The sequence below is a fragment of the Streptomyces sp. CC208A genome (assembly GCF_030010625.1).
Classification (GTDB): domain Bacteria; phylum Actinomycetota; class Actinomycetes; order Streptomycetales; family Streptomycetaceae; genus Streptomyces.
The window spans coordinates 37,594-56,280 of the sequence record NZ_JASCXN010000002.1 but is presented as its reverse complement, the minus strand read 5'-3'; the positions used below and the strand labels follow the sequence as shown (position 1 = coordinate 56,280).

The following is an 18,687-nucleotide window of genomic DNA, read 5'->3' as shown; positions in this document are numbered from 1 at the left end:
GAGAGGAACGCAGATGACCCAGCCCGACGAGAAGTTCGCGTCCGTCCCGGCCCACCTGCAGGCGGAGCTGCTGCGGCGCCTCGCCGGCGAGTCCGCGCCCGAGGAGCGGCCCATCCCGGCCGTTCCCCGCGACGGTCTGCTGCCGATGTCCTCGGCGCAGGAACGGCTCTGGTTCCTGGCCGAACTGGAGCCGGACAGCGCCGAGTACAACACCCTGCGCGCGCTGCGGCTGAGCGGCCGGCTCGACACCGCGGCGCTCGCCGCCGCGCTCGACCTGGTCGTGCGCCGGCACGAGGTGCTCCGCACCACCTTCGACGCGGTCGACGGCCGTGGCGTCCAGGTCGTCCACGAGCCCGCCGGCCGGGCCCTGTCCGTCGTCGACGTGTCGGGGCCCGACGCCCCGGCCGCGGTCGAGCGCTTCCTCGCGGAGGAGATGAACAGGCCGTTCGACCTGCGCCGCGGGCCGCTGCTGCGGGCCACGCTGCTGCGCGTCGACGCCCATGAGCACGTGCTCGTCCTGGCCATGCACCACATCGTGTGCGACGGCTGGTCGACCGGGCAGCTGCTCGGCGAACTGTCCGCCGCCTACGAGGCCGGGGCCGCCGGCACCGGCGCGTCCCTGCCGCCCGTGCCCGTGCAGTACGCCGACTACGCCGTCTGGGAGCGCGAGCGGTCCGCCGCGCTCGACGAGCAGCTCGCCCACTGGCGCGAGCGGCTCGCCGGGATACGCCCGACCGAGCTGCCCACCGACCGGCCCCGGCCGCCGGTCCGCACGCCGGCGGGCGCGACCCTGCCGGTGGAGATCCCCGCCGACGTCCTCGACCGCCTGCGGGAGTTGAGCCGCGGGCAGGACGCGACGCTGTTCATGTCCCTGGTCACGGTCACGAAGGTGCTGCTCGCCCGGTACTGCGGCGAGCCCGACGTGGCCGTCGGCACGGTCACCCTGGGCCGGCAGCGGCCCGAACTGGAGAACCTGATCGGCTTCTTCATCAACACCGTGGTCCTGCGCTCCCAGGTGGACGAGTCCCTGGCGTTCACGGAGCTGCTCGGCCGGGTGCGCGACGGCCTCCTCGACGCCTTCGCCCACGACGAGGTCCCCTTCCAACGCCTCGTGGACGCGCTGCGGCCCGAGCGGGACGCGTCCCGGCCGCCGCTGGTCCAGGTGATGGTCAACCTGCAGAACATGGCCGCCACGCTGCCGGACTTCCGGGGTCTGGACGTCTCCGAGATCCAGCCGCCGGTCGACGTCGCGAAGCTGGACCTCACCTTCGACTTCTACGAGGACGACTCCTCGCTCGTCTGCTACCTCGAATACAGCACCGACCTGTTCGACCGGGCGACCGTCGAGCGGCTCGGCGGCCACCTCGTCACCCTGCTGCGCGCGGTGACGCGGGAGCCCGCGGCCCCGCTCGCCGGTCTGTCCATGCTGCCGGCCGAGGAGCTGCGCACGCTCACCGCGGACTGGCAGGGCCCGGCCCTCCCGGTACCGCCCGCGCGGACCCTGCACCGGCTCTTCGACGAGCAGGCGGCCCGGACCCCCGACTCCGTCGCGGTGAGCGACGGCAGCCGGCGGCTCACCTTCGCGGAACTGGCCGCGCGGGCCAACCGGCTCGCCCACCACCTGGTCGCGGCCGGCGTCCGCCCCGGCACGCTGACCGGGGTCTGCCTCGACCGCACCGTGGACGCGATGGTCGCCCTGCTGGCCGTGCTCAAGGCCGGTGGCGCGTTCGTGCCGCTCGACCCCGAGCATCCCGCCGGGCGGCTCGCCCTGATGCTCGACGACGCCGCGGCGCCGGTGCTGATCACCGACTCGGCGGCGATCGGCGAGGGCTCCTGGACCACGATCCGGCTCGACACCGACCAGGACGCCATCGCCCGCCGGCCCGCCACGCCCCCCGTCACGGCCGCCGGGCCCGACGACCTGGCGTACGTCGTCTACACCTCCGGCTCGACCGGCCGCCCCAAGGGCGTGATGGTCAGCCACCGCAACGCCGTCCACATGATGCGCGCCTGGGACGACCGCTACGACCTGGCCGGGCTGCGGGGCCGCAGCCTGTCGGTGTCCAGCCTCGCCGTGGACCTGTTCCTCGGCGACTTCCTGATGTCCGCGATGTACGGCGGCGAGATGGTGATCTGCCCGGCGGACGTGGTCACCGATCCGCCCGCCCTGGCCGCGCTGATCTCCGAGGTCCGCCCTCAGCTGCTCGTGACCACCCCGTCGCTGGCCAAGGCGGTCGCCCAGGAGCTGTCCTGGGCGGGCGGCCGGGCGGACTCGCTGCGCGTCCTCGCGGTCGGTTCGGAGGCGTGGCTGGCCGACGACGCGGCGGCGGTCCTGGAGCTGCTCCCCGCCGACGCCGTCGTCACCAACAACTACGGCGCCACGGAGACCACCGTGGACTCCACGACGTACCGGCTGCGGCCCGGTACGTCGGCCGGCACGGCGGTCGTGCCCGTCGGCCGGCCGCTGGGCAACACCCGTACGTACGTCCTCGACGGCCGGATGCGGCCCGTGCCCGTCGGCGTGCCCGGCGAGATCCACATCGGCGGTGACGGTGTGGCGCAGGGCTACTGGAACCGGCCCGAGCTGACCGCCCAGCGCTTCCTCGACGACCCGTTCACCGACGGGCGCCTCTACCGCACCGGCGACATCGGGCGATGGCGGCCCGACGGCGACCTTGAGTACCTCGGCCGGGCGGACGACCAGGTCAAGATCCGCGGCTTCCGGGTGGAGCTCGGCGAGGTCGAGGCCGCCCTGCTGCGCCACCCCGGCGTCGCCGCCGCGGCCGCCGCCGTACGGGCCGACACGGCCGGCCGCGACCGGCTCGTCGGCTACCTGGTCGCGGACGGTGCCGCGCCCACCCTCACCGAGTTGCGCGCCTTCCTCGCGGGGATCGTCCCCGACCCGGCGATCCCCTCCGCGCTCGTCGTCCTCGACGAGCTTCCGGCGACCCCGAGCGGCACGCTCGACCGCAAGGCGCTGCCCGCCCCGGCGCTCACCGAGCAGACCGGCGGGGACCACGTGCCGCCGCGCGACCCCACCGAGGCCGCGCTCGCCGCGATCTGGGCCGAGGTGCTGGGACTTCAGCCCGGCACGGTCGGTGTCGGCGACAACTTCTTCGAGCTCGGCGGCGACTCGATCGTCGGGCTGCAGGTCGTGTCGAAGGCGCGGCGGGCCGGTCTGCGCCTGACCGCCAAGCAGATCTTCCGGCACCAGACCGTGGCCGAACTGGCCGCCGTCGTCCGGGCCGTGGAGCCGTCGGAGCGGCGGGCGCCCGCCGCCGCGGTCGGGGACGTGCCGCTCACCCCGGTGCAGCGCTGGTACTTCGAGCAGTACCCGGAGGGCGCCGCCCACTTCAACCAGTCGCTGTTCGTCGAGCTCGCCCCCGGCACCGACCCGGCCGCCCTGCGCACGGCCGTGACGGCGCTGGTCGACCACCACGACGCGCTGCGGCTGCGCGCCGTCCCCGCCGACGGCACCTGGCGGCAGCACTGCCCGCCCGCCGAGACGGGCGAGCCCTTCCGCACGGTCGACCTCTCGGGGCTCGACGGCCCCGCCCGCGAACGGGCCGTCCGGGAGGCGGTCACGGCGGCGCAGACCGGTTTCCGGCTGGACACCGGGCCCCTGTTCGCCGCGGTGCTCTTCACCGGCGCCCCCGAGCCCGACCGGCTGTTCGTCACGGCGCACCACCTCGTCGTCGACGGGGTCACCTGGCGGGTGCTGCTCGCCGACCTCGAACTCGCCCACGGGCAGGCGGCACAGGGCCTGCCGGTCGTCCTCCCGGAGAAGTCCACCGGCTTCCGGGAGTGGTCGACGCGGCTGACCGAGGCGGCCGGATCCGGTCGCTTCGCCGCCGAACTGCCGTACTGGCGGGGCGTGGAGGCCGCCTCCGCCGCCTGCCCGCCGCTGCCCCTCGACCGCACGGCACCGGACACCCTCGCCCACGCCCGTACGGTCGAGACCGCCCTCGACCCCGAACTGACCCGCGCGCTGCTGCGGGACGTGCCGGCGGCGTACCGCACCCAGGTCAACGACGTCCTGCTGACCGCGCTCGCGGCGGTGCTCGCCGACTGGACCGGCGGCGAGGCCGTCGCCGTCGAGCTGGAGGGCCACGGCCGCGAGAACCTCTTCGACGACGTCGACCTGTCCCGTACGGCCGGCTGGTTCACCACGCTCTTCCCCGTGGTGCTGCCCGTGCCGGACGGCGACTGGGGCACCCGGCTCAAGGCCGTCAAGGAGACCCTGCGCGCGGTCCCCGAGGCCGGCATCGGCTACGGCGCCCTGCGCCACCTCACCGAGGGCTCCGGGCTCGGCGGCGGCCGCTGCCAGGTCGGTTTCAACTACCACGGCCACTTCGACGTGGCCTCGGGCGACGGCCTGCTGCGCGCCTGGCACCCCAGCCCGGCGCCGGACCGCGGTGCGGAGCTGACCCGCCCGAACCCCCTGGAGATCACCGGCATGGTCCGCGGCGGCCGGCTCGAACTCTCCTGGGAGTACTCGACCGCGCTGCACGACGAGGCCACCGTCGCCGGCCTCGCGGCACGGTTCACGGCGGCGCTCGCCGAGATCGTGGCGCACTGCGCCCGGGCCGGCGGCTGCACCCCCTCCGACTTCCCGCTCGCCGGGCTCGACCAGGCCGGCGTCGACCGGATCGCCGGGGACGGCCGCACGGTCGAGGACGTCTACCCGCTGACGCCGATGCAGAGCGGTCTGCTGTTCCACTCGCTCGACGCGCACGAGGACGACATGTACCTCACCCACCTCGCGCTCGTCCTCGACGGCGTCCGCGACCCGGCGCTGCTGGCCGAGGCGTGGCAGCGGGTCGTCGACCGCACCCCCGTGCTGCGCACGGCGATCGCCGACGCCGACGGCGGACACCCCCTTCAGGTGGTCCACCGGGACGTGCGCGTGCCCGTCGTCGTCGAGGACTGGTCGGAGCTGACGGATACTCAGCAGCAGGAGCGCATACGCCTGCTGTCCGAGGCACCCGTCGAACCGATGGACCTGTCGCGGCCGCCGCTGCTGCGGCTGCACCTGGCCCGGCTCTCCCCGTCCGCCGTCCACCTGCGCTGCTCCTCGCACCACCTGCTCCTGGACGGCTGGAGCTTCGCCGAGGTGCTCGGCGAGGTGTTCGCGGAACACGCCGCGCTCAGCGGACGCGAGGTCGAACCGCCGCGCCCCCGCCGCCCGTTCCGCGAGTACGTGCGCTGGCTGGGCGAGCAGGACACCGCGGCGGCGGAGGCGTACTGGACGGGGCTGCTCGCCGGGTTCTCCACGCCCACCGCGCTGCCGTACGACCGGACGCCGCTGCGCTCCCACCAGTCCCGCGACACCGGGCACGTCGACCTCGCGCTCACCGCGGAGGAGACCGGGCGCCTGGAGCGCTTCGCCCGGGAGGCACGGGTCACCGTCAACACGCTCGTCCAGGGCGCCTGGGCCCTGCTGCTGTCCCGCTACAGCGGCGACCGGCAGGTCTGCTTCGGCACCACGGCCGGCGGCCGGCCCGCCGAACTGCCTGGCTCGGACGACATGATCGGCCTGTTCATCAACACCCTGCCCGCCCGGCTGACCGTCTCGCCCGACAGCGAACTGCGGTCCTGGCTGCGCGAGATCCAGGAGCAGCAGGTCGACGGCCGCCAGTACGAGTACGTCTCGCTCGCCGAGGTGCGGCGCTGGGCCGCGATCCCGGCGGGCACCGACCTCTTCGAGAGCTGCGTGGTCTTCGAGAACTTCCCGTACGACGAGCACGCGGCCGAGCGCCACGGTCTGGAGGTGCGGTCGCTCGCCGGCCTGGAGACGTCGAACTTCCCGCTCACGTGCGTGGCGCACCTGGTGGGCGGGCTCCACCTGCGGGTGGGCTACGACCCGCGCCTGTTCGACGACGCCACCGCGCGCCGCTTCGCCGGTCACCTGCTCGGCGTGCTCGACGCGATGGTGACGGCGCCCGGCGCCACACTGCGGGAGCTCCCGATGGTCCGCGGCGCCGAACGCGCCCTTCTGGTCGAGGAGTTCAACGGGACGCCGTCCGGCTACCCCGAGCGGTGCCTGCACGAGCTCTTCGCGGAGGTGGCCCGCGAGCACCCCGGCCGGCCCGCGGTCGTCGCCGGCGACACCCGGCTCACCTACGCCGAACTGGACGCCCGTTCCGACCGGTTCGCCCACGAACTCGTCGGCCGGGGGGTCGGTCCCGAGGTGCCGGTGGGCATCTGCCTGCCCGGCGGCGCCGAGATGATCACCGCCATGCTCGCCGTCCTGAAGGCGGGCGGCGCGTACGTGCCGCTCGACCCCGGCTACCCGCCCGAGCGCCTCGCCCACCTCTTCCGCGACTCGGGGGTGCCGGTGCTGCTGACCAGTGCCGCGCTCGCCCCCGGCCTGCCGCCGACCGAGGCCCGGGTCCTGCTCACCGACGAGCTTCTGACCGGTGAGTTGCGGCCGGGGGCCTTCGACGGGCCGCCGCCCTCGCGCACCGTGCCGGACAACCTCGCCGTGCTCGTGTACACCTCGGGCTCGACCGGCACGCCCAAGGCGAGCATGGTCACCCACCGTGGTCTCGCCCGCCTCGTGCGGGCGGCGGGCGAGCACACCTTCGGGGACGCGGCCACCGTCGCCCAGCACCACTCGATCTCCTTCGACGCCGCGCAGAACGAGCTGTGGCAGACGCTGCTGAGCGGCGCGTGCCTGGCCGTGCGGCCCGGCGACTTCCGCTCGGTGGACGAGCTCGACAAGTTCCTGCGCGACCACGAGGTGCAGGCCATGTCGTTCTCGGCGGGCTTCTTCCACGCCGTCGCCGACACCGACCCTGGCATCCTCGCGGGGCTGCGCAAGGTCGTCGTCGGCGGCGAGGCGCTGTCCGGGCCGCACTGCGCGCGCGTCCTGGACCGGCTGCCCGACCTGCGGATCGTCAACGCGTACGGCCCCACCGAGTGCTCGGTGACGGCGACGTGCTTCCCGGTCGAGCGCGGTGGACGGCCCGGACGGACCGTCCCGGTCGGCCGGCCGGCCGCCGACGCCCGGGTGTACCTCCTCGACCGGGACCTCCAGGTGGTGCCGGTGGGGGTGACCGGGGAGGCGTACATCGCCGGGGACGGGGTGTGCCGCGGCTACCGGGACCGGCCCGCGATGACCGCGGAACGCTTCCTGCCGGACCCGTTCGGGGCGCCCGGTGCCCGCATGTACCGCACCGGCGACCTGATGCGCCGGCTCCCGGACGGCACGCTCGAGTTCGTCGGCCGCACCGACGACCAGGTGAAGCTGCGCGGCTACCGCGTCGAGCTCGGCGAGGTCGAGCGGGCGCTCACCGCGCACCCGGACGTGGCCGGGGCCGCGGTCGTCGTCCGCGAGGACCAGCCGGGCCGCCGGCGTCTGGTCGGGTACGTCGTCTCGGAGCAGGACCCGGCCGAACTGACCCGGTACCTCGCCGACCGGCTTCCCGCGTACATGGTCCCGGCCGCGCTCGTGCGGTTGGAGCGGATGCCGCTCACCCCGCACGGCAAGGTCGACCGCCGCGCCCTGCCGGAGCCCGCCGCCACACCGTCCGGCCGGGCCCGGGTGGAGCCCCGCACGGCCGAGGAGCGCACGATGGCCGCGATCTGGGCGGAGGTCCTCGGCGTGGAGCGCGTCGGGGTCACCGACGACTTCTTCGACCTCGGCGGCGACTCGATCCTCAGCATCCAGGTGGTGTTCAAGAGCCGCCGGGCGGGGCTGCAGGTCTCCTCCAGCGACCTGTTCCGCCATCCGACCGTCGAGCGGCTCGTCGCCGCCGCGGGCCGGGACCGCCGGGTCGCCGCCACCCAGGACGCCGAGGCCGGCGAGGTGCCGCTCACCCCGATCCAGCACGAGTTCTTCGCCCGCAACACGGTCGCCCCGCAGCACCTCGTCCAGTCGATCCACGTCGAACTCGCCGCCGGCACCGACGAGTCGGCGCTGCGGGCCGCGCTCACGGCGGTCGTCGCCCATCACGACGCGCTGCGGATGCGCTACACCCGGGACGAACAGGGCCGCTGGTCGCAGTGGAACGCCGCCGCCGAGACCGGTGAACTGTTCGAGCGCCACGACCTGTCGGGGCTGCCCGACGAGGAGCTGCTCCCGGTCATGGACCGGCTCGCCGCGGCGGCCGACACCGGCTTCGACCTGGCGGCCGGGCCGCTGCTGCGGGCGGTCCTGTTCGACCTCGGTCCGGACCGGCGGGCCCGTCTGCACCTGACCGTGCACCACCTCGTGGTCGACGCCGTGTCCTGGCGGATCCTCAACCACGACCTGGACCTCGCCTACCGGCAGGCCGTGGACGGCGAGGCGATCGACCTCGGCGCCAAGACCTCCTCGTTCCGGCAGTGGGCCACGCGGCTCGCGGCGCACGCGGCCGACGGGGGCTTCGCGGACCAGACGGCGCACTGGGACGCGGTGCCCGAGCCGGCGCCGCTGCCGGCCGACGGTCCGGGGCCGAACGTGGTGTCCTCGCGGCGGATCATGCCGGTGCGCCTCGAACGGGACGAGACCGCGGTGCTGCTGCACACGGCGCCCGGCAGGTTCCGGGCCCGGGCCAGCGACGTGCTGCTGTCCGCGCTGGCGTGGACGGTGTGCCGCTGGTCCGGCGAGGACCGGCTGGTGATCGAGATGGAGGGCCACGGCCGGGAGGAGATCTTCGAGGACGTCGACCTGTCCCGTACCGTCGGCTGGTTCACCAGCTCGTACCCGGTGGCCCTGGAGGTGCCGGGACGGGCCGGGGACGAGGCCGACTGGCCGGCCGTCGTACGGTCGGTGCGGCGCTGTCTGCGCGCCGTTCCCGGCAACGGGCTCGGCCACGGGGCGCTGCGGCACCTCGCCGGGACCGGCACCCCGCCGGCGGAGCACACGCCGCCCGCGGTGCTGTTCAACTACCACAGCCAGACCCAGGAGATCACGCAGACGGCCGACCGCTCCCTGTTCCACGCCTTCCACGAGCCGATCGGCCGGGAGCAGGACGACCGCGAGCGGGTCGTGCAGGCCCTTGAGGTGGTCGGCGCCGTCGAGGACGGGCGGCTCGGCTTCGACCTGTACTACTCGGTCGACCTGCACGAGCCCGACACGATCGAGCGGGTCGGCTCGGAGCTCGTGGCGGCGCTGCGGTCGATCGCCCGCCTCTGCGACCCGGCCCTCGGGACGGAGGGCCACCGGTGAAGGACCTTCTGGCGGAGCTCGCCCTCCGGCACGGCGTCCCCGGCGCCCAGCTGGCCGTCTGGCGCGACGGCGACCTGCTCACCGCGGAGACCGGTGAGGAGGAGGCCGGTTCCGGACGCCCGGTGACGGCGGAGACGGCGTTCCCGCTCGGCTCGCTCACCAAGCCGTTCACCGCCACGCTCGCGGCCCTGCTGGTCGCCGACGGCGACGCGGACCTGGACGAGCCGCTGTCGGAACAGCTGGCCGAGCTGCGCGGGGTCCCGGAGTTCACGCTGCGGCAGGTGCTCAGCCACACCGCGGGCCTCGCGGCCAACACCGCCGAGCTGCCGCCCGGGACCACCCGCGCCCGGTGGCTCGCCCGCCACGCGGCCGAGCTGCCGGTGCACGCGCCGGGCACGGTCTTCTCGTACTCCAACCCCGGCTATCTCGTCGCCGGCCGGCTGGTCGAGGAGATCACGGGCCTCGACTGGGCGGAGGCCGTCGACGCGATGCTGCTGCGCCCCCTGGGGCACGAGGGCGCGGGACCCGTGGCCCCGGGCCATCTCGTACGCCCGGACGCCCCGCCCCGGCCCATCCGGGAGCAGTCCGTGCCGCCGTTGGAGGACCCGGCCGCGGGCCTGTGCCTCTCCGCCCGCGACCTCGCGGTGTTCGGTGCCGCGCACCTGGGCCTCGGCCCGGGCACGTCCCTGCTCGACGCCGGGACGGCGCCGGCGATGCGGGAGGACGTCACGGAGGGGCTCGCCGCGGGCGCCCACGGCCTCGCGGGCGGCTGGGGCGCCGGCTGGTCGCGGTACGGGAGCTGGTTCGGCCACGACGGCACCGGCGACGGCGCCTGGAGCCACCTTCGGGTGCACCCGCCGACCCGGACCGTGGTGGCGCTGACCGCCAACGGCAGCACCGGCGCGCGCCTGTGGGAGTCGCTGCTCGGGCGGCTGGCCGGGACCGGCCTGCGGGTCGGCGACCACCCCCGGGACACGAGCGGCACCGGGCCCGTGCCGGCACCGCCGGAATGCGCGGGGCGGTACGTGAACGGCGACTGGTCCTGCCGTGTCGAGACCGACGGCGGTGACCTCCTGCTCTCGGTCGCCGGTACGGCCCCGGTACGGCTCCACGTCGGCGAGGACCTCGCCTTCCGTACGCCCTCGGACGGTGGTCCGCGCGCGGCGATGCCGTACCTCGGGCGGTTCCTGCGCGACCCGGCGACCGGCGGGATCGACCGGGTGCAGATCACCGGCAGGCTCTCCGTCCGGCGGGAGGAGCGCGTGCGGAAGTAGCGCGTCACGGGAGCGGCGGGCCCGTCCGGCGGACGGGCCCGCCGCTCTCAGCGTGCTTCCAGGTAGGTCAGGACGGCCAGGACCCGGCGGTGGCCTGCGTCGGCCTCGGTGAGGTCGAACTTCGCGAAGATGTTGCCGATGTGCTTGTGCACGGCGTTGTCCGTGATGGAGAGCTTCCTGGCCAGTGTGGCGTTGTCGTGCCCTTCCGCCATGAGCGCCAGGACCTCCCGCTCCCGGCGGGTGAGCGTGGACAGCGGCTGGGTGCGCCGGGCGAGCAGCTGGGCCACCACGTCGGGGTCGAGCGCGGTTCCGCCGGAGGCCACCCGGTCGAGCGCCTCCAGGAACTCGTCGACCCGGCTGATGCGGTCCTTGAGCAGGTAGCCGACCCCTCCCCCGCTGCCGGAGAGCAGCTCGGAGGCGTACGTCTGCTCCACGTACTGGGAGAGGACCAGGACCGGCAGGCGGGGGTGGAGGCGCCGGGCCTCGATCGCGGCCCGGATCCCCTCGTCGCGGAAGGACGGCGGCAGCCGTACGTCGACGATGGTGGCGGACGGGCGGTGCCGGTCCACGGCGGCCAGGAACCCCTCGGCGTCGCCGGCGACCTCGGCCACCTCGTAGCCGGCGTGGGTCAGCAGCAGCTCCATGCCGGTGGCGAGCAGGACGTTGTCCTCCGCGATGACTATGCGCACGGCAGCTCCACGGTGATCGTGGTGGGCCCGCCCGCCGGGCTGACGACCGTGACGCTGCCGTCGAGGGCCCGCGCCCGGCCGCGGAGGCCGGCCAGTCCGCTGCCGTTCGTCTCCCGCGCCCCTCCCACGCCGTTGTCGGTGACGACGACCGTCAGCACGTCCTCGGTGCGCGACACCCGCAGCCCCGCCTCGGTGGCCCGGCTGTGCTTGGCCACGTTCGTCAGCGCCTCGGCGGCCGCGAAGTAGGCGACCGCCTCGATGGCCGCCGGGATCCGGTGCAGTTCGCCGATGTCGAGGGAGACCGGCACCCCGCCCCGGGCGGCGACGGTGCGCAGGGCCCCGGGCAGGCCCCGGTCGGCGAGGATGGGCGGGTAGATCCCGCGGAGGACCTCGCGGAGTTCGACCATCGCCTCCTCGGTGATCTCGGTCGCCTCGCGCAGCATCCGGGCGACGGTGGCCGGGTCGCCGTCGAGGCACCGCCGGGCCATCGCGAGCCGCATGGCCACGGCCACCAGCCGTGCCTGGGTGCCGTCGTGCAGGTCGCGTTCGATCCGCCGCAGCTCCGCGGCGTGCGTCTCGAGCGCGTCGCTTCGGGTGCGGGTGAGGGTGGCCACCCGGTCGGCCAGTACCTGGGTACGGGACGAGCCGAGCGCGGCGAGCGTCAGACGGGCGTACCCCGTGGCGAGCGGCGACAGCGCCAGACAGCCGACGGCGAACAGGACGGTCCCCACCGACGGGCCGGCGGCGTCCTCCTGCCAGCCGGCCACCGGCATGTCCAGCACCGTCTGCGGGGTCTCCCGAGCCGGGAGCAGCCAGGGCAGCAGGGGGGTGACCAGGAGGAGCAGGGCGTTGCCGACGCAGACGAGCGTGGCGAGGCCGCAGGCGATGCCGAAGGTGACGTGCAGGGCGAGCCAGCGCAGCAGACGGGGCAGTCCGACGTCCTGGGCGCGGACCTTCCGGCCGAGCAGGCGCCCGGCGCGCTGCCGGTGCCAGTCGGCCCACGACCGACGCATGCTCGGATGGCAGAGGAGCAGGAACGACAGCAGGCTCGTGACGGCGGTGCCGAGTTCCCCGAGCAGATAGACCGCGGCCCGCGGCGACGGCGCCCAGGCCCGGAGCACCGGAACAGACCGGGCCGCCGCGCGCATTACAGCAGGCTGTAGTTGTTTCCCTGCGGCGGAAGGTATGGGCCCCGCGCTGACGGAAGCTCTAACATGCCGGTCAGGCCGATTGTCGGGAACGGGGGGTGGACAGGGTCGGCCCACCTCCGCCGGAGTGGAACGGGGACGGCGGACCGGTTGCACAACCTACCTCCCGAGGGGGGAAAGGGACCACCATGACTGAGCATCATCCGGCGCTGCGGCTGAGCCGCGCCGGCAGGATCGGAGCCGGGGGCGACGAGTCCGCGTACGTGATCGAGAGCGTGTCCTTCGCCTGCGAGCGCGGGACCTGGACGGCCGTGGCCGGGCCGGCCGCCGAGGACAGGACCGCCGTCCTGCGGTGCGCCGCGGGTCTGGACCCGGTGACGGAGGGCGAGGTCCGGCTCGCGGAGGGCCTCCGGCTCGCGCACGTGGGGCTGCTGCCGGTGGCGGAGCAGCCGGCGGCGGCCGGCACCCTCGCCACGGCGCTCGACGAGCTGCCGGCGGGAGCCGCCAAGGTGCTGCGTGACGCCGTGCACCGGCTGGACCTGTGGGAGGAACGGCACACCCCGGTACGCGACCTGACGGAGAAGGGGCAGCGCGCGGCCGCCGTCGCGGTCGCCGTCGCCGGGGCTCCCGACGTCCTGGTCGCCGACCGTCTCACGAGCGGGCTTCCGCCGGTCGCCGCGGCGGCGGTCCTGGACCTGCTGCGCGAGGCGGTGGACCGGCGGGGGCTGTGCGTGGTGGCCGCGGCCGAGGGCCTGGCCTCGCTGGAACGGGCCGACGTGGTGGTGATGCTCGCCGAGGGACGCGTGGTCGAGACACGGGTCATGCCGTGAGGCCCCTGTCCGGGTTCGTGGATCGTGGCGGCGTCGGACGTGATGCGCGTAGCTGAACGGCCGTGATGCGCGTAGCTAACAGCGAGGAACGGGACGGCTCCTTCGTGCGCCCGCCCGGAGGCTGTCGGCGTGGCCCGGGAGACCGACGGTCTCGGTGGGCAACTCCCGCTGCAGGAGCGCCAGGCCGAGCGGGGTGAGCGTGTGCATGGCGGTGGTGCGGTTGCGGAGCGTCGTGATCAGGCCCGCCTCGCGCAGGACGGTGGCCTGCTTGCTGGCGCCGGAGAGGGAGATGCCGAGCCGGTCGGACAGATCACCGGTGGTGCCGCTCTCGGACAGCGCGCGCAGAGCGGCCGCCCGGGTGGCCCCGACCAGGGCGGCCAGCGCCCGGTCGCCCTCGGTCCCCGCCTCCTCGGAGGGCGACTCCAGGAGGTGGAGGTCCAGGGGGACCGAGAAGACGAGCGCCGGCAGGCTGGACTGCCGCTCGGAGCGGACGAGCACGCAGGTCTTGTCGGGGAGGAAGAGCGAGGGACACAGGAGCAGGCCGCGTCCGTCGAGCTGGATCTCCAGGTCGGCCTCGGACGCGATGCGCAGCTCCGAGGACTCCCAGGTCACCTTCGGGTGGAGGCCCGCGAGCAGGAACTCGACGCCGTTCGTGATGGCGATCCGTCCTCGGACGTCACGCTCGATCTCCAGCCGGGCCCGCATCTGCGACCAGTAGGGCAGGACGCCGGCGCTGCAGAACAGGAAGACGATCTGGGCGAGGCTGCGGGCCCGGGCGCGCACGGCCGTCGGCACCGAGTCCGCGTCGGTCCCGTCCCGTTCCAGCAGCCACAGGAGATCCGGCACCACCTGGTACTGGGAGACGACCTCGTTCACGGCGGGGAGGTCGTCGCCGAGGCGCTCGCGGACGCATCTGTGCCAGCCGGCGCCGTTGCGGGCCCGGTCCCGTCCGAAGTGGTGCAGTGCGAAGACCGCTTCGGACACCGGACCTAAAGTATGTACCATTCTCAGCCGCTGTATGTCTTCGCTGGAGACTTTGATGCGCAGCATTGGCTTCCCCCGATACACAATTGTCACGCGGAGCCTAAGTGCGAGCCGCCAGCCGTGGCAAGAACAGTGATTCGACGAGGAAGTCGACAGCGGACGACGGTAATCCGATTTCACGTCCGGGCCACGGAATTGTCGCCCCCGTGTCCGGTGCGGGCCATCACCGCCGTTCGCGCCGTCACCTGCGCCCGACCCCCGGTGGGCCCGGTCCCCGCCGCGTCCGAGCCCCGCATCCGGACCCCGATCACCGCGATTCGGCCGTAGTCGTCCGAGAATCGACTGGCCGACGGCGGGTGTTCCGTGCCAGTCTCCGAGGCCGTGGGAAAGCCGGGAACGGCCGGGCCGCGCCTCAGTAGATGACGCGCGCGCCCGCCGAGAGCCGCGCATGCCGGGACTTGCGCAGATCGCGGGTGATATTCAGCCGACGCAGCCAGCGATCGGTTCCGTCGAAACGCGCCCGGAAGGGCTTGCGTCCGTGCACCACGCGATAGTTGTCGATGAAAGCGATATCGCCGGGGACCAGCGCCACCCCGCTCATCGCGTCGTCCAGGGCTTTTCCGATCTTGTCCAGTGCCCGCTGCTCGTATTCGCCCTGCACTCCCTGCATGTAATAAGGATCCAGTCGGACGTATGGATTCTCGGGCGAGCCGAAGAGCACCGCCACCGGCTCGGGGAACCGCAGGGCGCTCTCCACCCGCTCGGCGCTGCGCCTCCTCAACTCGGCCGCCTCGGGGCCCTCCTGGTCCTCCCGGCCGCCCTCGACCTGGTTCTGCGGGCGGTGCGAGTCGTCCGGGAGGATCCTGAAGCGCTTCTCCGCCAGGACCGCGCGCGTCGCGTCGTCGAGCCGGACGTCGGCGATGTCGGCGAAGGTCGTCTCCACCCCGTCGGGGTTGCGCAGGCACATGAGCCCCAGGTAGTCGGTGCGCAGGGGGTGGAAGGCGTCCTCGGTGTGCCAGGCGAGCGTCTCCGCGCTTCCCCAGCCGATCTGGCCGTGCTCGTGGGCGCGGATCGGGAAGATGTCGTGCATGAGGCGCCCGTCCTGCTGGGTGGCCCAGGCGATCGGCTCGCCGAGCAGGCAGCCGATGAGCAGGAAGGGGATGTCGAGACGCAGGGTCGCGTCCGGTGCCTCCTTCTCGCGCCAGTCCGGCGGGGTGGGCCCGAGCACCGTGTCGTCGACCGGCAGTCCGGACACGACCAGGACGCCCGACGGCTCGGTCAGCCTGAAGTCGACCAGCGCCGACCGCAGTCCGCGGGGCAGCTCGTGCGCGTAGACCTGCGCGGCCCGGTGCAGGGCGGGGTCCTCGATGGACGAGAAGCGCCCCGCGACCTCGTCGGTGATCTTCTCGATCGCGACGACGTCCTCGTCGCGCAACCGCAGCTTCAGCATCGTCTTCCTCCGTTGTCGATGGCCAGGGCCGGTGGCCGGAGCCGATGGTCAGAGTCGATGGTCGGACCCGGTGGTCAGGAGTGCACCGGCTGTTCCTCGGCCGAACCGTCGACCGGCCGGGGCAGCGCGAGGCGGCGCAGGGTCGGGCTCAGGGTGGCGAGGGCGGCGACGGCCACCAGCAGCGCGGCCGCGCCGAGGATGCTCACGGCGCCGTCCCGGGTGGTGGTGGACAGCACGCCGGCGACGACGGGCCCGGCCGTGGCGGCCAGTTCGGAGCCGAGCGCCGTCAGCCCTGAGAGGCGTCCGCGCAAGCCGTCGGGCACCGCCGACAGCTGACAGGTGATCACGGTGGTGTTCGCGACCGGCATGGCCATCGCGGCCACACCGAGGAGGATGCCGAGCGGCACGCCGCGCGGTGCGTACGCCATGGCTCCGGCGACGGCGGCGAAGACCCAGGTCGAGCCGATGACCAGGACCGCCGGCGACAGCGCCGCCGCGTGCAGCCGGTCGGCGATCAGGGCGCCGGCCAGACCGCCCGCGCCGAAGCACGTCATCATCAGGCCCATCTGCCCGGGCGCCACGTCGGCCTCGCCCGACACGATGAGGACGAGCACGACCAGGGTGTGGAACGCGAGGTTCACGCCGACGATCCAGGCCGTCGTCGCCCGTATCATCCGCATGCGCAGCAGCGGCGCGAACCCGCCCACCTGCGGCGCGGCGACAGCCGCGGTCTCCTGGGCGGCGCGGCGCGGCAGGTGCAGGGCGGCCAGCGCCACGAACGACACCGCGAGCACCGAGGTGTTCAGCGTGAACGGCAGCGCCTCGTGCAGCCCGAACGTGAAGCCGGCCAGCGCCGGACCGATCAACAGCGCGGCGAACGGCCGCGCCGCGTTGCGCGCCAGCGCCTGCGGCAGCAGGCTCGCCGGCACCACCTGGGGCAGGGCCGCGTGCTCGGCCGGTACGAAGACACCTGCGGCCGCGCCCTCGACGACCGCCACCAGCAGGATCAGCCACAGCGGGCAGTCGCCCAGCAGGACGGTGACGGCGACGCTGAGCATCGCCACGGTGCGTACGCACTGGGTCGCCACCATGACCCGCTTGCGGTCCACCCGGTCGGCCAGCGCCCCGGCGGGCAGGCTGACCAGGGCGCGGGCGCCGGCGAGCATCGCGGCGACACCGGCGACCGCGGCCGCCGAGCCGCCGTGGGCGAGCACGAGGAGCGGGAACGCGATGTACGCGACCTCACCCGCCATCTCGGACAGGAACATGCCGGACCAGAGGATGCGGTAGTCGCGGTTGCGCGGCAGGGGCGTGGTCATACCGTGCCTTCCCTGGGTGACGGCGGCCGACGCCCCGAGTCTCCCGGCGGCGGGCCGGGCCCTGCCATGAAGTTGCCCCGTGGACGAAACTCCGAGGCCAGCCGCGTCACGCCACCGGGCGCGGGCCACGGCCTGCGTACTGTCGGCACGGCTCAAGTTCGTTGAGGACACGGTGGCGCGCCCCGATAGTGGGCGGCTGAGTCGTGTCCGGCCTCCGGCACGGCGGCCGGCCATGACGGAACGGAACGGAGTCCCGATGACTTTGGCACAAGCGACCGCTTCCCCCGTACCAGAGGCAACCCCGTCCCCGGAGAGACCGGCCCCCGTGCCCTGGCGGCCGGTGTCGCTGATCGCCGCCTCGATGACGGTGTGCCTGCTGGCGCTGGCCACCCGGCACGGCTACCACGTGGACGAGCTCTACACCCGGGCGGCGAGCCACCACCTCGCGTGGGGCTACATCGACCAGCCGCCGCTCGTCGCCCTGGTCGCCAGGGTCGAGACGGCGGTGTTCGGGGACACCCTCTTCGGCTTCCGCGTGGTGCCGGCGCTGCTCGCCTCCCTCGCCGTGCTGCTCGCCCCGCTGATCGCCCGCGAGCTCGGCGGCGGTTCCCGGGCGCAGATCCTCGCGGCGCTCATGGCGTTCGCCTCGGGCCTGGTCATGTACACCGGCCACATCATGGGCACGAACAACTGGGACGAGCTGTCCTGGCTCACGGTGTCCTGGCTGCTGATCCGGATGGCGCGCACCCGCGACACCCGCCTGTGGTGGGCGGTCGGCGTGGTGGTCGGGGTCGGCCTGACCGCGAAGTACCTGCTGGTCCTCCTGCTGCTCTGCCTCGGGGCCGGCCTGCTGCTGTCCGGGCCGCGGCAGGTGTTCCGCACCTGGCGCTTCCCGGCCGCGGTCGGCGTGGCCGTGGTCGTCTCCTCGCCGGTGCTGCTCTGGCAGATCACCCACGGCATGCCGCAGCTGGAGATGAGCGCCGCGCTGTCCAAGGCCCTGGAGGGCCTGGCCCGCAGCACCTTCCTCCCGATGCAGCTCCTCCTCATCGGCCTCTTCCTGAGCCCGGTGTGGATCGCCGGGCTCGTCGCGCTGCTGCGCCGCCCCGAATGGCGCGCCTACCGGTTCGTCGGCTGGGCGTACCTCCTGATGGTGGTCGTCCTGCTGGCCATCGGCGGGCAGGGCGCCTACACGACCTCGTTGCAGTACGTCCTGCTCGCCGCCGGGGCCGTGGTCGTCGACCGGTGGGCCCGCAGCACCGTCCGGCTCGGTGTGATCGGCGGCCTGACCGGGCTCAACGCGGCGAGCTGCGCGGTCCTGCTGCTGCCGACGCTCCCGATCCACGTGTACGCGACCAACCCCGTCCTCAGCGAGATGGCCATCGTCCAGTTCGACCAGGCCGGCTGGCCCGAGCTGACCCGGCAGGTGAGCGCCGTCCACCGCTCGCTGCCGCCGGACGAGCAGGCACGTACCGTCGTCTACGGCAACCACTACGGCCAGGCCGGCGCGATCGACAGGTGGGGGCCGGAGTACGGGCTGCCGAAGGCGTACAGCGGGCACAACTCGTACGCCGACTTCGGCGTGCCCGGCGAGGACAAGACCACCGTGATCACCATCGGCGTCGACCCGGAGCACTTCGGCAGGCTCTTCACCTCGTGCGAGAAGCGGGGCGCCTACGAGAGCGACCTGCCCGTCTCCGACGACGGCCAGGAGTTCATGGTGTGCCGCGGCCCGCTGAAGCCCTGGCCCCAGCTGTGGGAGGAGCTGCGCTGGATCGGCTTCCAGTGCCCGTACACGGCCGAGGCGATCACGGCGAACAGCGCCAAGGGGTGCGAGTGAAC

At 74.0% G+C, this 18,687-nt stretch carries 9 protein-coding genes; 4 read left to right on the top strand and 5 right to left on the bottom strand.

Annotation, left to right across the window (positions count from 1 at the left end; translation table 11 throughout):
• Positions 1-13 precede the first annotated feature (13 nt).
• Both QK442_RS02490 and QK442_RS02485 read left to right on the top strand, forming a co-directional pair.
• Positions 14-9,154, top strand: coding sequence for a non-ribosomal peptide synthetase (locus tag QK442_RS02490; RefSeq protein WP_282692101.1), 9,141 nt, complete (start codon positions 14-16; stop codon positions 9,152-9,154).
• On the top strand, positions 9,151-10,428 hold the full coding sequence (locus QK442_RS02485) for a serine hydrolase domain-containing protein (protein ID WP_282692100.1): 1,278 nt from the start codon (positions 9,151-9,153) through the stop codon (positions 10,426-10,428). Before QK442_RS02490 ends, QK442_RS02485 begins: the two co-directional genes overlap by 4 nt.
• A gap of 47 nt (positions 10,429-10,475) precedes the next feature.
• Here the strand turns inward: QK442_RS02485 and QK442_RS02480 are convergent, their stop codons facing one another.
• Together QK442_RS02480 and QK442_RS02475 are read right to left on the bottom strand one after the other, a co-directional pair.
• A complete protein-coding gene (locus QK442_RS02480) occupies positions 10,476-11,117 on the bottom strand; it encodes a response regulator transcription factor (protein ID WP_282692099.1) in 642 nt (213 codons plus the stop codon).
• Positions 11,108-12,265 carry a histidine kinase gene (locus tag QK442_RS02475; RefSeq protein ID WP_282692098.1) on the bottom strand — a complete coding sequence of 386 codons (1,158 nt, stop codon included), beginning with the start codon at positions 12,263-12,265 and terminating at the stop codon, positions 11,108-11,110. The genes QK442_RS02480 and QK442_RS02475 overlap by 10 nt, the downstream gene beginning before the upstream one ends.
• A gap of 188 nt (positions 12,266-12,453) precedes the next feature.
• Between QK442_RS02475 and QK442_RS02470 the strand changes: the two genes are divergently transcribed.
• Entirely contained in the window at positions 12,454-13,095 is a 642-nt protein-coding gene (locus QK442_RS02470; protein ID WP_282692097.1) for a hypothetical protein, read from the top strand.
• A 75-nt stretch (positions 13,096-13,170) separates the two neighbouring features.
• Here the strand turns inward: QK442_RS02470 and QK442_RS02465 are convergent, their stop codons facing one another.
• The 3 genes from QK442_RS02465 to QK442_RS02455 all read right to left on the bottom strand — a co-directional run bounded on the left by QK442_RS02465 (position 13,171) and on the right by QK442_RS02455 (position 16,848).
• Positions 13,171-14,079 carry an ArsR family transcriptional regulator gene (locus QK442_RS02465; protein WP_282692096.1) on the bottom strand — a complete coding sequence of 303 codons (909 nt, stop codon included), beginning with the start codon at positions 14,077-14,079 and terminating at the stop codon, positions 13,171-13,173.
• 412 nt (positions 14,080-14,491) lie between these two features.
• Positions 14,492-15,529: a guanitoxin biosynthesis L-enduracididine beta-hydroxylase GntD gene (gene gntD, locus QK442_RS02460; RefSeq protein WP_282692095.1), complete on the bottom strand. Its 1,038-nt coding sequence runs from the start codon at positions 15,527-15,529 to the stop codon at positions 14,492-14,494.
• A gap of 74 nt (positions 15,530-15,603) precedes the next feature.
• A complete protein-coding gene (locus tag QK442_RS02455) occupies positions 15,604-16,848 on the bottom strand; it encodes an MFS transporter (protein ID WP_282692094.1) in 1,245 nt (414 codons plus the stop codon).
• A 325-nt stretch (positions 16,849-17,173) separates the two neighbouring features.
• Between QK442_RS02455 and QK442_RS02450 the strand changes: the two genes are divergently transcribed.
• Complete coding sequence (locus tag QK442_RS02450) at positions 17,174-18,685, top strand: glycosyltransferase family 39 protein (RefSeq protein WP_282692093.1); 1,512 nt, start codon at positions 17,174-17,176, stop codon at positions 18,683-18,685.
• Positions 18,686-18,687 lie beyond the last annotated feature (2 nt).